The organism is Novosphingobium sp. SG754, assembly GCF_013149315.1.
GTDB classification, from domain to species: domain Bacteria; phylum Pseudomonadota; class Alphaproteobacteria; order Sphingomonadales; family Sphingomonadaceae; genus Novosphingobium; species Novosphingobium capsulatum.
The window spans coordinates 354,187-368,638 of the sequence record NZ_JABGCC010000003.1 but is presented as its reverse complement, the minus strand read 5'-3'; the positions used below and the strand labels follow the sequence as shown (position 1 = coordinate 368,638).

Annotated in this window: 12 protein-coding genes; 5 read left to right on the top strand and 7 right to left on the bottom strand. The window is 67.3% G+C overall.

The features are described 5' to 3' along the window. The first annotated feature begins 69 nt into the window (after positions 1–69). Positions 70–687 carry a TetR/AcrR family transcriptional regulator gene (locus tag FHW97_RS09640; RefSeq protein ID WP_022678334.1) on the top strand — a complete coding sequence of 206 codons (618 nt, stop codon included), beginning with the start codon at positions 70–72 and terminating at the stop codon, positions 685–687. On the opposite strand, the gene FHW97_RS09635 is transcribed toward FHW97_RS09640, so the two are convergent. From FHW97_RS09635 to FHW97_RS09605, 7 genes are read right to left on the bottom strand one after another with little or no spacing between them, the layout of a single operon-like run. Next, on the bottom strand, positions 684–944 hold the full coding sequence (locus FHW97_RS09635; RefSeq protein ID WP_107715327.1) for a hypothetical protein: 261 nt from the start codon (positions 942–944) through the stop codon (positions 684–686). The two genes, FHW97_RS09640 and FHW97_RS09635, sit on opposite strands and share 4 nt — an antisense overlap. 10 nt (positions 945–954) lie before the next feature. Next, entirely contained in the window at positions 955–1,434 is a 480-nt protein-coding gene (locus FHW97_RS09630) for a TspO/MBR family protein (RefSeq protein WP_022678336.1), read from the bottom strand. Continuing rightward, positions 1,431–2,660, bottom strand: coding sequence for a geranylgeranyl diphosphate reductase (locus tag FHW97_RS09625; protein WP_171798804.1), 1,230 nt, complete (start codon positions 2,658–2,660; stop codon positions 1,431–1,433). Before FHW97_RS09625 ends, FHW97_RS09630 begins: the two co-directional genes overlap by 4 nt. After that, on the bottom strand, positions 2,657–3,979 hold the full coding sequence (locus tag FHW97_RS09620; protein ID WP_370525360.1) for a BCD family MFS transporter: 1,323 nt from the start codon (positions 3,977–3,979) through the stop codon (positions 2,657–2,659). The genes FHW97_RS09625 and FHW97_RS09620 overlap by 4 nt, the downstream gene beginning before the upstream one ends. Continuing rightward, the gene (gene chlG / locus FHW97_RS09615) at positions 3,976–4,878 is read right to left on the bottom strand and encodes a chlorophyll synthase ChlG (RefSeq protein ID WP_171798803.1); all 903 of its coding nucleotides are present in this window, start codon (positions 4,876–4,878) and stop codon (positions 3,976–3,978) included. The genes FHW97_RS09620 and chlG overlap by 4 nt, the downstream gene beginning before the upstream one ends. Positions 4,879–4,935: 57 nt before the next feature. Further along, a complete protein-coding gene (ppsR, locus tag FHW97_RS09610) occupies positions 4,936–6,357 on the bottom strand; it encodes a transcriptional regulator PpsR (protein WP_171798802.1) in 1,422 nt (473 codons plus the stop codon). A 12-nt stretch (positions 6,358–6,369) separates the two neighbouring features. Further along, positions 6,370–7,287: a B12-binding domain-containing protein gene (locus FHW97_RS09605; RefSeq protein ID WP_082209216.1), complete on the bottom strand. Its 918-nt coding sequence runs from the start codon at positions 7,285–7,287 to the stop codon at positions 6,370–6,372. Positions 7,288–7,498: 211 nt separating this feature from the next. On the opposite strand from FHW97_RS09605, the gene bchF reads away from it, so the two are divergent. The 4 genes from bchF to FHW97_RS09585 are packed head-to-tail and all read left to right on the top strand — an operon-like array spanning position 7,499 to position 14,447. After that, entirely contained in the window at positions 7,499–8,053 is a 555-nt protein-coding gene (gene bchF / locus FHW97_RS09600; protein ID WP_062784129.1) for a 2-vinyl bacteriochlorophyllide hydratase, read from the top strand. Further along, positions 8,050–9,357, top strand: a complete 1,308-nt coding sequence (locus FHW97_RS09595) for a ferredoxin:protochlorophyllide reductase (ATP-dependent) subunit N (RefSeq protein ID WP_171798801.1) — start codon at positions 8,050–8,052, stop codon at positions 9,355–9,357. Before bchF ends, FHW97_RS09595 begins: the two co-directional genes overlap by 4 nt. A gap of 4 nt (positions 9,358–9,361) precedes the next feature. Further along, entirely contained in the window at positions 9,362–10,906 is a 1,545-nt protein-coding gene (gene bchB / locus FHW97_RS09590; RefSeq protein ID WP_171798800.1) for a ferredoxin:protochlorophyllide reductase (ATP-dependent) subunit B, read from the top strand. Beyond that, the gene (locus FHW97_RS09585; protein ID WP_216647711.1) at positions 10,896–14,447 is read left to right on the top strand and encodes a cobaltochelatase subunit CobN; all 3,552 of its coding nucleotides are present in this window, start codon (positions 10,896–10,898) and stop codon (positions 14,445–14,447) included. The genes bchB and FHW97_RS09585 overlap by 11 nt, the downstream gene beginning before the upstream one ends. Positions 14,448–14,452 lie beyond the last annotated feature (5 nt).

The following is a 14,452-nucleotide window of genomic DNA, read 5'->3' as shown; positions in this document are numbered from 1 at the left end:
ACTCACGAGTAGATTGCCTTCTGTCCGGTATCATGTCAACACGTCGCTGCAGCCGATGGAGCCAAAAAGTTGCCGCCAGCCGATTCCCCGTTCCAATCCCCGCAACAGCGCAGCAAGGCGCGCGCCGCCAAGCGCGAGGCCGTGCTGCGCGCGGCAGTGCAGATGTTCAACGAACGCGGCTTTCACCAGACCTCGCTGGATGACGTGGCGGCCAGCCTGGGGATCTCCAAGCCGACGATCTATCACTACCTCGGCAACAAGGATCAGGTGCTGCTCGAATGCGTGACGATCGGCCTGTCGCAACTGCTCGAAGCGGCAGAGCAGGCGCGCCAGACCGACGGCAACGGGGCTGAACGGCTGCGCCTGTTCCTGACGCGCTATGCCCAGGTCAACATGGACGATTTCGGTCGCTGCGTGGTGCGCACCGGGGCCGAAGCATTGGGCCCTGACAGCCGCGCCCAGTTCCAGGCACTCAAGCGCAAGATCGACAGCGCCATGCGCGAACTGATCGAGGAAGGCGTGGCCGATGGCTCGCTGGCGCCGACCAATACCAAGCTGCTGGGCTTTGCCTTGGCCGGCGCGCTCAATTGGCCGGGCCGCTGGCACGATCCCCAGGGCGAACTGCCCCCGGCGCGCATTGCCGAAGAACTGGTTGCGATGCTCGCGCAGGGCTTTCTGCCGCGCTAGACGGTGCGATTGTCCCGGCGCCACAGGCGAGGATCAGCGAGGTGGATGGGCAGCGACAGCGCCAGTGGCAGGGCGATCCACGGCCAGGGCGCACCGACCAGCGCGGCGCGCAGGCCCAGCACGATCAGGGCCGCCGGGCCAAGCATCACCAGCACCAAGGCCAGGCCGCGCCCGCGCGCGAGCAGCCAGGCCGCCTCCACCACCAGCGCCGCCAGCATCACGTCGGCGGCATGGCCACTGGCGAAATAGGCGCCCATCCCGCCTGCCCTAGAACGGGCCGTTCAATTGAACGACCTGCCAGTTAAGCATGCCAGCCACGCTCACCCACGCCAGGTAAGGCAGCAGCAGCGCGGCGGCGAGCCGCGAGATGCGCAGGCAATAGAGGATCAACACCGCGATCGAGCACCATAGCGCGACCAGCTCGAAAAAGGCCCAGTCCGGCCGCTGCACGCGAAAGAACAGCAGGCTCCACAAGATGTTGAGAAAACCGTTGAGCGCGAACAGCCCGATCACCGTGTCAGACGTGCGCACGTCGCGCGCGGCGCGCCAGGCATTGACCCCGGCGGTGGCCGCCAGGGCAAAGATCACCGTCCAGGCGATCGGAAACACCGGGCGCGGCGGGGTGAACGCCGGCTTGTGCAGCGCTTCATACCATGGTCCAAGGTCGGTGATCGTGCCGCCCAGCAGCGCGACCACCAGCGCCGCGACCACGGCGATGCCCACGGGCATGGCCCAGGGCCGGCTCATGGCGCGGGACTTTCGGTGGCGGGCCGGGCCAGGCCGAGCAGGTGCGCGCAATCCTTCAGGAAAATGCGCAAGTGCGCCATGGGTCGCTGCCGCACCAGTCGCTTGTTCATATAGGCCTGCCAGGTCAGTTGCTGCACATCGCGATCGGCGCACATCGCCACAAAGCGCTCGCGGCGCTTGTCGCTGGAATACCAGAAATACTGCATCATCCCGAGAATCCAGAACACGCGGCCATGCGCGCGCAGGAACGTGCGCCGCGCCTGCCGCAAGACCGCAGGATTGCCACAGGCGAGGAATTCCAGCGCGGTCTGCGCGGCAATGCGCCCACCGGCCATGGCATAATAGATCCCCTCGCCCGAAGCCGGCGCCACCACCCCGGCGGCGTCACCGGCCAAGAGCACGTCGCGCCCGTTGTCCCAGCGGCGCAGCGGCTTGAGCGGGATCGGCGCGCCTTCGCGGCGGATCGTCTCGCACCGCGCAAGGCCCATATCCTGGCGCATCAGCGCCACCGACTGGCGCAGCGAAAAGCCCTTGCGCGCCGATCCCACGCCGATGCTGGCGGTTTCGCCATGGGGAAAGACCCAGCCATAGAAATCGGGCGAGACGCGGCCCTGATAGAGCACGTCGCAGCGCGTGGCGTCGAAATCCTGCCCGCCAGCGGCGCCTTGCGCTGTGGCTGGCGCGCGGATCACCTCATGATAGGCAAAGACGCAAGGGTTGCGCTCTGCCCCCGGCACATGCGCGCGGGCCACGGCCGAGCGGGCACCATCGGCCCCGATCACCAGGCGCGCGCGCACCTGTTGCACCGCGCCGCCGCGCGTGGCGCGATAGCACACGATGCCCCCCCCGTCCGGGTCGCGCTCCAGACTGTCATACGTCCCGGTACGGCGCACGGCGCCGGCGGTGGCGGCACGGTTGCGCAGCCATTCGTCAAACACCTCACGGTCGACCATGCCGACATAGCCGATCTCGCCCACCGGCATGTCCACCGCGCGGCGCGAGGGCGCGACCATGCGCGCGGCGCGGGCCCGCGCCACCAGCAGCGATTGCGGCACTTCGAACTCTTCCAGCAGGCGCGGCGGCACCGCGCCGCCACACGGCTTGATCCGCCCGCCGCGATCGAGCAGCAGCACCGAACGCCCGGCGCGCGCCAGGTCCCAGGCCGTTGTGGCGCCGCACGGGCCGCCGCCGATGACCACAACATCGAACTGTTCGTCTTGGTTCATATCGCCACAGACCTCAGGCTGGAGACCGGCCGGGCCACGCCGCGCGTGCGCATGGCCAGGAGCGCGGAATAAAGGAACAATCCCGCCTCGGCGGCAAAGATCAGGGCAAAGGCCTTGCCCGGCGTGCCAAACGCGCCGCGCGCCACATCGACGCCCAGCGCGCCGATCAGTCCACCCAGGCCAAAGGCAATGGCCTGCGCCGTACCCCACACCCCCATGCGCACCCCTTCACCCTGGCGGCGGCCGGCGCCGGCGAGGCCCATCATCGATCCGATGGCGGACACGGCAAAGGCGCCGTTGCACAGGCCCAAGAAGGCAATATTGGCCGCGATCGGCCAGCCCGGGCCAACCCAGGCAGCCATGGCCAGCCCGGCCAGCGCCACGGCCGAACCCAGGCAGCCGACCATGGTCCAGGTGCGCAGCTCGATCGGCAGGCGCCCGCGAAATGCGCTGCCGCCCACGCCGGTTGCGATCATGCCGATCAGCACCCCGCCGTTCTGCAATCCCGACAGGCTGGTCGATTGCCCCGGCGTCATGGCAAAGACCAGGCCGGTGAACGGCTCCAAGATCAGATCCTGCATGCTGTAAGCGAGCATCGACACGAAGATGAACAGGGTAAAGCGCCGCGCTTCATCGTCGGCGAAAATCTCAGCCAGCGCCTCCTTGAGCGATAGCGGCGGCCCGGCCACTGGCGCCGTGCTGGCAGAAAGCAGCGGGCCGCGCCCCTCCAGGCGGAAAGTGGCCAGCATCGTGACCAGCAGCGCCGCGCCCACCACGCCTGCGGAAACGGCGGTCAGCCGCTGTTCGGAATAGGGATCGAGCAGCGCCCCGGCCGTGCCGGCCGCCACCACGATGCCAAAGACCATCATGATCCAGGTAACGGCAGCGGCCGCCGCGCGCCGTTCGGGCGCTACGCCGGTGGCCAGCAGCGCCAACACCGAAGTGCCCGCCGCGCCCACCCCGGCGCCGATCAGGGTAAAGGCAAAGACCGACAGGGCGATGCCCTTGACGCGCGATTCATCGAGCATGGTCACGCCATGCACCGCCAACAGCGCGCCCAGGCCCAGCGTAACCATGCCGGCCAGAATCCACGGCGTGCGCCGCCGGCCGATATCCGATCCATGGCCCCACAGCGGGCGCGACAGCTGCACGCCATAATGCCAGGCCACCAGCCCGGCCGGGATGCCGGCAGCAAGGCCATATTCCAGCACCATCAGGCGGTTGAGCAACGAGGTTGCCAACATGGTGATCGCCCCGATCGCCGCCTGCACCGCACCCAGGCGCAGGATGGACCACCAGCCGAACGCGTGCTGTCTCACAGGTATCCTCCCAGGCCGAGCGCGGCGGCCATCATGCCAAAGACATAGAGCGACACGCCGGTGGCGTTGTACCAGGGCGCGCGCGCCGCCGGATCGGCCACCAGCCGCGGCATCAGCGCCAGTTGCGCCGCCAGCAGCACCGCGACTGCCAGCGCCGGCATGGCCAGATGCCAGCGCCACAGCAGCACTACGACCACCCCCTGAGGCACGGCCATCACCACGCTGGCCAGCAGGGCCGCGCGGCGTTCACCCAGAACCACCGGCAAGGAGCGTAGCCCGGTCAGGCGATCGCCGACCACGGCCTTGAAATCGTTGAGCGTCATGATGCCATGCGCGCCCAGGCTATAGAGCGCCAGGACAGCCAGCACCCGGCCCGAGGGCAGCGCCCCGGCCATCACGGCGGCCCCGGTAAACCAGCTCAACCCTTCATAACTGAGCGCCACCACCGCCGGGCCGATCCAGCCGCTGGTCTTGAACCGCAAGGGCGGCGCGCTGTAGGCCCAGGCGCAGGCGAGGCCCAATGTCGTGGCGGCCAGCACCCATGGCCCGGTGAGCGCCGCCACCAGCAGCGAAACGCCGCTCCAGACGATCGAAATAGCCAGGCCCCAGCGTCCCGCAATGCGGCCGGAGGGGATCGGGCGGTGCGGTTCGTTGATGGCATCGACATGGCGATCGAACCAGTCGTTCACCGCCTGGCTGGTGCCGCACACCAGGGGGCCGGCCAGCGCAATGCCCGCGATCAGGAAAGACCAGCGCGAAGCGACCGGCACGCCCGATGACAGCACGCCGCACACCATCGCCCACATCGGCGGAAACCAGGTGATCGGCTTGAGCAGAGTGACAACGTCCCGGAGCGCCGGAAGTGGCGCCATCGCGGGAAAGGCAGCAGAGCGAGCCATGGCCGAAGACTACGCCCATGGCGCGCCATGCGTCAAATTAAATTGACAGAATTTATGTCAATCTTCCGCGTCAGCCATGTTGCCCAAGCCATAGCGATGCAGCTTGGAATAGAGGCTCTGGCGGCTCAGCCCGAGGATCTCGGCGGCCGAGGCGCGGTTGTTCGAGGTATATTCCAGCGCCGCCTCGATACACAGCCGCTCGATCAGGTCGGTACTCTCGCGCACGATGTCGCGCAAAGACATGCGGCCGACCAGTTCGGTCAGCTGCTCGACCGAGCGCGGCGAGTCGCTGGTGGTCGGCAGATCGCGCAGGCGGCGGCCGATCGGGCGGATGACAAAGCCATAGCAGATCTGCTCGCTGCCGGTACGCACGGCCGAAAGCTCGACCGGCTCGCCTTCAAAGCCATCGCTGGCGCCCACCACGGTCACCACGTTGCGGGCGCTGTCATGCTTGGTCAACTGGCCCTCGATCAGGTCCAGGTCGATACCCGGCCGACCGACGTAGTCGCCCAGCGGCTGGCCGCGCAGCTGTTCGGCGCTGGCGGCAGCCACCAGTTCGACAAACGCGGCATTGGCCTCGCGGATGATCATCGCGGCGTCGGTCAGGACAAAGGCATCGGGCATCGCCTCGATCACCCGCACCGTCACCCCGGCATCCGGCCGCGCCGCGCCAACTGGGCTGGACAGCCGCACCAGAATGAACTGGCCGCCCCGCTCGCGGAAACCGCTGGCGGAAATCTGCACCTTTTCGCCATCATGGGCGAGCGCGGCATCGAGCGGCTGCAGCCCGTGCGACACCATCGCCGATCCCAGGAACGCAATGATGTGTTCGCGCGCGGCATTGGCAAACAGCGCGGTCAGCTTGCCACCCTGCAACGATCCGGGCCGGCTGTGGAACGCGCGATGCGCGGCCTGGTTCGCCTCGCGGATGCGGAAGCCGTCGGCATCGACGATCAGTACCGGCTCTACCGACTGTTCGAACAGCAGGCGATAGCGCGCCTCGATCTGGCGCAGGCGGATATAATCGCGTTCAAGCGACTGCTGCGCCTGCAACAGGCGCTGCTGCAGCGCGGCTTCGTCGCGCATGTCGCGGCCGATGGCGATGCATCCTTGGCCGCCCGCGCCCAGGCTGACCGTGACGAAGCGCACGGGAATGTCCCCCTCGCCCGACAGCAGGTTGACCTGGCGCCAGTGCTGGGTCACGCCCTTGCGCATCCCGGCGAGCATTTCCATCACCTTGGGCCGGCTTTCGATAGTGACCGTGTCCAGCCATTCGCGGCCAACCCAGCTGCCTGCTTCGGGAAATTCGCGGGGATCGGCCGATACGTCAACGATGCGGCCATCCGCGTCCAGGATCAGCGCAATCTCGCCCGAGACCATCGCCAGGCGGGCAGCGGCATCACCGGCCAGCGCGGCAAAATGCCGGGTGGCAGAGGTGAAAGGCAGTTTGCCTTCGATGCTGTTCCTGCGGCTGGACATGGGCGTGGCCAGCTATGCGCCGAAGCGGGCGGGCAACGCCTGCATCGGCACCAAGCGCTCGGCCAGATCAAGCGCGCCACAGGCATCCTGTGCGCTGCCATCGGCACCGACCTCGTCGACGAGCGCGGGATTGGCGTTCACCATTCTTCCACCAATGAGAATCTTCAGATCGGGCGATCGCGACACACTGCGCATGGCGGAAATCAGGCTCGCAAGCTTTGCGTTAGGACAATCACAACTGATGGTCAAGCCGACCAGATCCACGCTGTGATCGGCAATATTCTGCAGCAATTCCTTGCGCTCCGGGTCGATCAAAACCTCGGTCTGCCAGCCGGCGCGGGCAAATACTTCCTCCACCATCAGCGCGCCAAAGCTGTGCGGATCGCCAGGGATTGGCGCGAACAGGGCCGAGCGGGTGCGAAACGGCACGGCGCGCGGCGGAGGATAGCGCATGGTCACCTCGCGCATCACTTCCTGCAGCCGCCACAGGCCCATCGTCACATCGACGAAATCGCAATCATCGTCTTCCCAGTGCTTTCCCAGGCGCCGCGCCGATGGCGCCAGCAGATCGACGAACACGGATTCGACGCAGGCCCCGCGCGCCAGGATGCTTTCCACCAAGGCCAGCAGTTCATCCGCTTCGAGCTGCAGCGGCAACGAGGCAAAGCGCGCCGCCTCGGCCGCGTCCACCTTGGCCGTGCCTTGTGCGGCGATGCGCGGCACCGGGCCATGGGACTGGGCCATGAGCAGGCGGGGAATGATATGTTCGCTGATCAGGGCATCGACGGCTGCGGGGGGGAAGGCCCGCGCACTATCGCGCGCCTTGGCCATGGTTCGGCCGGATGCGGCGTTGCGGCCGTCCTTGGCGCGCGGGGCCCCTTCCCCACGACCGGCCCGCTTTGCCGCGCCTGCACCTAAAACAGTAGCCATGTCAGACCCCTCCGGTCCGGTTTGGCGCAGATCGCGCCTTGCCCGGACTGCGGCATCGATACGGCCACTGCTGTTCGGGACCATGAGCGTACGCCCTTTTCGGCGATCTGACAAACGGCAAAGTGTCATATTTTATTGTCGTCAAGTTTGATTGACACTTGTGCGAAGTGAGGCGTAGTCTCCCCTCAACAACAAAGGTGAGCATCGACACATGAGAGGGGATGCGATCAGTTCCGGCACCACAAGTGCGAACGGTCAGGGCCGCCAGCCACGGCGCATGCTCTACACCGCGCAAGAGCGGGCGCGCCGCGACTCGACTCGCTGGACCCTGGTGCAAGGCCTGCTCGCCCCGTTCCAGTTCTTCGTCTTCCTCACCAGCCTCGCCCTCGTCCTGCACAGCCTGGTGACGCACACCGGCACGGCCGCCGCCGATACCTCGGTCGTGGTCAAGACGCTGACGCTCTATGCCATCATGATCACTGGCTCGATCTGGGAAAAGGTCGTGTTCGGGCGCTGGCTTTTTGCCCCGGCATTCTTCTGGGAAGACGTGTTCTCGATGCTGGTGATCGGCCTGCACACCGCCTATCTGGCGATGCTGCTGGGCGGCAGCGGCACGTTCGAACAGCGCATGTACGTCGCTCTTGCCGGCTATGCCGCATACCTCGTCAATGCCGGACAATTCCTGCTCAAACTGCGCGCCGCCCGGCTCGATGCAGAGCGCGACGGTCAGCCCGGCCTGGCCCATTCTCCGATGGCCACATCATGAGCGGCGAAACCGGCCTTGCCCCCGCAATCGCCCCGACCGACACCGGCTGCGCCGATGCACCCGTGCTGCGCGAACGCGGACAGCGCGCGGTGTTCTGCGGGTTGACCGGGATCGTGTGGCTGCACCGCAAGATGCAGGATGCGTTCTTCCTGGTGGTCGGCTCGCGCACCTGCGCCCATCTGCTACAATCGGCGGCCGGGGTGATGATCTTTGCCGAGCCGCGCTTTGCCACCGCGATCATCGAGGAACGCGACCTGGCCGGCATGGCCGATTGCCATGACGAACTCGATCGCATCGTCGCGCAATTGCTCGCGCGGCGCCCGGAAATCCGCACCCTGTTCCTGGTCGGCTCGTGCCCGTCCGAAGTCATCAAGCTCGATCTGGGCAAGGCGGCGCAACGGCTCGACCGCACGCACAGCGGCGCCGCGATGGGCACCCGCGTGCTGCACTATTCGGGCAGCGGGATCGAAACGACTTTTACCGAGGGCGAAGACGCCTGCCTCGCCGCCCTGGTGCCGCATATGCCGGCCGCCAGCGCCGGGACCGCACCTGCGCTGCTGGTCGTCGGCACGCTGCCCGATGTGGTGGAAGACCAGTTCCGCCGCCTGTTTACCGAACTCGGCATCGAAAATGTCGGCTGGCTGCCCGCACGCCAACTGGCCGATCTGCCCGCCGTGGGCGCCCATACCCGCTTCTTGCTGGCACAGCCGTTCCTGGGCGAAACCGTGCGCGCTCTGCAGAATCGCGGCGCGCGGCATCTGCCCGCGCTGTTCCCGTTCGGGGCAGAGGGCACGACCGAGTGGCTGCGCGCCGCGGCCGATGCCTTTGGCGTGTGCCCAATGCAGTTCAACCGCGTGGCGGCACCGGGCCGCGAACGCGCCAAGCGCGCCATCGCCCATAGCCAGGATCGCCTGCGCGGCAAGCGCATCACCTTCCTGCCGGATTCGCAGCTGGAAGTGCCGCTGGCGCGCTTCCTCGCCACCGAACTCGGCATGGTGCCGGTGGAAGTGGGCACGCCCTATCTGCACCGCGAACTGATGGCGCGCGAACTGCCGCTGCTGCCCGCTGCCACGCGGATCAGCGAAGGCCAGCATCTCGATCGCCAGCTTGATCGCGTGCGCGCCGATCGCCCCGATCTCACCGTCTGCGGCCTGGGCCTGGCCAATCCGCTCGAAGCCGAAGGGCTGTCCACCAAGTGGGCCATCGAACTGGTCTTCTCGCCGATCCACGGGTTCGACCAGGCCGGAGACCTTGCCGATCTTTTCGCCCGGCCACTGCGCCGCCGCGACGTGTTGAGGGTATAGCGCCATGCAGCTCGCCGTCTGGACATACGAAGGCCCGCCCCATGTGGGGGCCATGCGGGTGGCCACGGCGATGGACGGGGTGCACTATGTGCTGCACGCGCCCCAGGGCGATACCTACGCCGATCTGCTGTTCACCATGATCGAGCGGCGCGATCGCCGCCCGCCGGTTACCTATACCACGTTCCAGGCGCGCGACCTGGGCAAGGATACCGCCGCCCTGCTGCAGGATGCGATCCGCGAAGCGGCTGTCCGCTTTGCCCCGCAGGCGCTGCTGGTGGGTGCATCGTGCACGGCCGAGCTGATCCAGGATGATCCGGCGGGCCTGGCCGAAGCGCTGGACCTGCCCTGCCCGGTGATCCCGCTGGAGCTGCCGAGTTATCAGCGCAAGGAAAACTGGGGCGCCGCCGAAACATTCTATCGCATGGTCCGCCAACTGGCCGATCCGGCCGTGCGCCCCGCCCCGCGCGAGGGGCGCCGGCCGCTCGCCAATCTGCTCGGCCCCTGCGCGCTGGGCTTTCGCCATCGCGACGATGTCGTCGAAGTGGTCAAGCTGCTCGACAGCATGGGCATTGGCGTCAATTGCGTCGCTCCGCTCGGCGCCGCGCCGGCTGATTTGCGCACCCTGGGCCGGGCCGATTTCAACGTGGTGCTCTATCCCGAAATCGGCATGGAAGCCGCGCGCTGGCTGGCCCGCACGTTTGGCCAGCCGATGATCGACGTGGTGCCGATCGGCATGGGCGCCACGCGCGATTTCATCCAGGCGGTGGCGGCGCTTGCCGGCGTCGATCCCGCTCCCGCGCTCGCCAATCCCACCACGCGCCTGCCGTGGTGGAGCCGCTCGGTCGATTCGACCTATCTCACCGGCAAGCGCGTCTTCATCTTTGGCGATGCCACCCATGCCATTGCCGCCGCCCGTATCGCGCGCGACGAGCTGGGCTTCACTGTCTGCGGGCTGGGCTGCTACAATCGCGAGTTCGCCCGCGAGATGCGCGCCGCTGCCGCCGACTACGGACTCGATCCGCTGATCACCGACGATCACCTGGCGGTTGAGGCCGCCATCCACGCCGCCGCGCCCGAACTCGTGCTTGGCACGCAGATGGAACGCCATATCGCCAAGCGCATGGGCCTGCCCTGCGCGGTGATTTCCGCGCCGGTCCACGTCCAGGATTTCCCCGCGCGCCACAGCCCGCAGATGGGCTTTGAAGGCGCCAACGTGATTTTCGATACCTGGGTGCATCCGCTGGTAATGGGGCTGGAAGAGCACCTGCTCGCCATGTTCCGCGACGATTTCGAATTTTCCGACGCGGCCGGCCCTTCACACCTTCATGCCCAGCCCGCCCCGGCACAGGTGGCAGTGGCACCGGCGCCCGCCATCGTTGCGCAGGCCGATATTCCCTGGACCAGCGATGCCGAGCGCGAGCTGCGCAAGGTGCCGTTCTTCGTGCGCGGCAAGGCCCGCACCAACACCGAACGCTATGCCGCCCTGGAAGGCCGTGTGCAGATCGACATCGCCACGCTCTATGATGCCAAGGCGCACTATGCCCGCTAGCGCCGCCCCGCCCGTGCGCGTCGCCATCGTGACGCTGGACAACCACCTCAAGGGCGCGGTCGAACGCGCTGGCGTGCGCCTGGGCGATAGCAACATCGCCATCACCCTCCACGCCGCCGCCGATTGGGATCGCGAAGCCGGCGCGCTCGATCGCGCCAAGGCCGCCGTTGAGCGCGCCGATATCGTCATCGCCACAATGCTGTTCCTCGATGACCATATCCGCGCGATCATGCCCACGCTGGTGGAGCGGCGCGAAAGCTGCGACGCGATGGTCTGCCTGATGTCGGCCGGGGAACTGACCCGGCTGACGCGGATGGGTGCCTATCGCATGGATGCCCCGGCCAAGGGGCCGCTCGCCCTGCTCAAGCGGCTGCGCGGCTCGTCTAAACCAGGTGGCAAACCGGGCGCCAATTCGGGTGCCGGGCAGATGCGCATGCTGCGCCGCCTGCCCAAGATCCTGCGCTTCATCCCCGGCACCGCGCAGGATGTGCGCGCCTATTTCCTCACGCTGCAATACTGGCTCGCCGGGTCTGATGACAACGTCGTGGCGATGGTGTCGAGCCTGATCGACCGCTATGCCGCCGGCCCGCGCATCGGCCGGCGCGGCACCATGGCCGCCGCGCCGCCGCGCGACTATCCCGATCTGGGCGTCTATCACCCGCGCACCGCGCAAAAGATGTCGGAAAGCCTGGCGCTGCTGCCCCCGCCCGCCAAGGGCACGCGCGGCACGGTGGGGCTGCTGCTGCTACGTTCCTATCTGCTGGGCAACGATGCCGGGCATTATGACGGGCTAATCGCCGCGATGGAGGCAGCCGGTCTGCGGGTGATCCCGGCCTTCTTCAGCGGGCTTGACGCACGCGCCGCGATGGAGCGCTTCTTTCTGCGCGACGGCGCGGTGACGGTCGATGCCATCGTCAACTGCACCGGCTTTTCGCTGGTCGGCGGCCCGGCCTATAACGACGCGGGCGCGGCGGTGGAAACGCTCTCGCGCTTTGACGTGCCCTATATCGCCGCCCACGCGGTGGAATTCCAGACGATCGAGGAATGGCGCGAGCGGCGCACCGGCCTCGTCCCGCTGGAAGCGACGATGATGGTCGCCCTGCCCGAACTCGATGGCGCGATCTGCCCCAGCGTGTTTGGCGGGCGCAGTGCGGGCAAGGCCCAAATCCAGGCCATGCGCGGGGACGAGGAACGCGCCGCCGCTCTCGCCGCCAAGGTCGCCAAGCTGATCGCGCTGCGCCAGGCCGCGCGGCGCGAACGGCGCCTGGCCATCACCATTTTCAACTTCCCGCCCAATTCCGGCGCCACCGGATCGGCCGCGCATCTGGCGGTGTTCGAATCCCTCCATGCCACGCTGCTGCGTCTGGCCGATGAGGGCTACGCCGTCATCGTGCCCGAAAGCGTCGCCACGCTGCAGGATGCGATCCTGCACGGCAATGCCGCCCGCTATGGCAGTGATGCCAATGTCGCTGCGCGGATCAGCGCCGATGAACACGTGCGCCGCGAACCCCACCTCGCCCAGATCGAGGCGCAATGGGGCCCCGCGCCGGGCAAGCTGCAAAGCGATGGTGGCCATATCCAGATCCTGGGCGCGCATTTCGGCAATGTCTTCGTCGGGGTGCAACCCGCGTTTGGCTATGAAGGCGATCCAATGCGCCTGCTGTTCGAGGGCGGCTTTGCCCCGACCCACGCCTTCGCCGCGTTCTACAGCTATATCCGCCACGATTTCGCCGCCCATGCCGTGCTGCACTTCGGCACCCATGGCGCGCTGGAATTCATGCCGGGCAAGCAGGCGGGCCTGAGCGGGGAATGCTGGCCCGAACGGCTGATCGGCGATCTGCCCAATTTCTACCTCTACGCCTCCAACAATCCGTCCGAAGGTATTCTGGCCAAGCGCCGCTCTGCCGCCACGCTGATCAGCTATCTCACCCCGGCCCTGGCGCGCGCCGGGCTCTATCGCGGCTTTGCCGAACTCAAATGCAGCGTCGAACGCTGGCGCTGGTCGACGCCGGGGGCAGAGCAGGACGCCCTGGAAGCGCTGATCCGCGAACAGTGCGCCACGCTCGATCTGGAATGCGGCGCCATCGCCGATCTGGCGCCCGCGCTCTATGAACTGGAACGCACGCTGATCCCCACCGGGCTGCACGTGCTGGGCCAGGCGCCGCAAGGGGCGGAGCGCGCCGAACTGGTCGATGCCATGCTCGAGGCTGATCCGCAGGCAGACCGCGCCGGGATCGAAAGCGCGCTCGATCGCAGTGACGAGATCGGCGCGGTGATCCACGCGCTCGATGGCGGCTATATCCGCCCGGCGCCGGGCGGCGACATTCTCGCCAATCCGCAGGTTCTGCCCACCGGCCGCAATATCCACGGCTTCGATCCCTTTGCCATGCCCAGCCGGTTTGCCTGCATCCAGGGCCGCGAGCAGGCCGAATGCATCATCGCCCGCCATGTCGAAGGTGGCCAGCCGTTCCCCGAAAGCCTGGCCATGGTGCTGTGGGGCACCGACAACATGAAAAGCGAAGGGCTGCAGATTGCCCAGGCGATGAGCCTGATCGGCGCGCGCCCGCGGATCGACAGCTATGGGCGCGTCGTCGGCGCCGAACTGGTGCCGCTGGCCGAACTCGGCCGGCCGCGCGTGGATGTGGTGATCACCCTCTCGGGCATTTTCCGCGATCTCCTGCCGATGCAAACGCGCATGCTGGCCGAAGCCTCGCTCTTGGCGGCCAGCGCCGACGAGCCGCTGGAACAGAACTTCGTGCGCAAGCACAGCCTGGCCCACCAGGCGCAGCATGATTGCGACCTGGAAACGGCGGCGCTGCGCGTCTTTTCCAATGCCGAAGGCGCCTATGGCGCCAACGTCAACCAGATGATCGACGGCGGTGTGTGGACCAGCCCCGATGACCTCGCCAATGCCTTCGAAACGCACAAGGGCTATGCCTATGGCGTCAAAGGCCCGCCCACGCAGCGGCGCGAACTGCTGCACAGTGCGCTGCGCGATGTCGATTTCGTCTATCAGAACCTCGAAAGCGTCGAAGTCGGCATCACCGATCTCGATCAGTATGTCGATGGCCTGGGCGGGGTCAGCCGCTCAGTCGCCCGGGCCAAGGGCAGCGAGGCGCTCGTCTATATCGTCGATGCCACGCAGGGCGCGGCCAAGGTGCGTACCTTGGCGGAACAGATCGATCTGGAAACCCGCACCCGCACGCTCAATCCCAAGTGGTTCGAAGGCATGCTCAAGCACGGCTTTGAAGGCGTGCGCAGCATCGAACAGCATGTGACCAACACCGTCGGCTGGTCGGCCACCACCGGCCAAGTCGCGCCGTGGGTCTATCAGCGCATCAGCGAAACTTTCGTGCTCGATCCGCAGATGCGGGCACGGCTCTCGCAGCTCAATCCCAACAGTTCCGCCCGCGTGGCCGGCCGCCTGCTCGAAGCCTGCGAACGCCACCTGTGGGAACCCGATCAACAGACGCTCGAGGCCCTGCGCATGGCCAGCGACGAGCTGGAGGACCGCCTCGAAGGCGTGTTCGCGGCGCAATGAGGAAA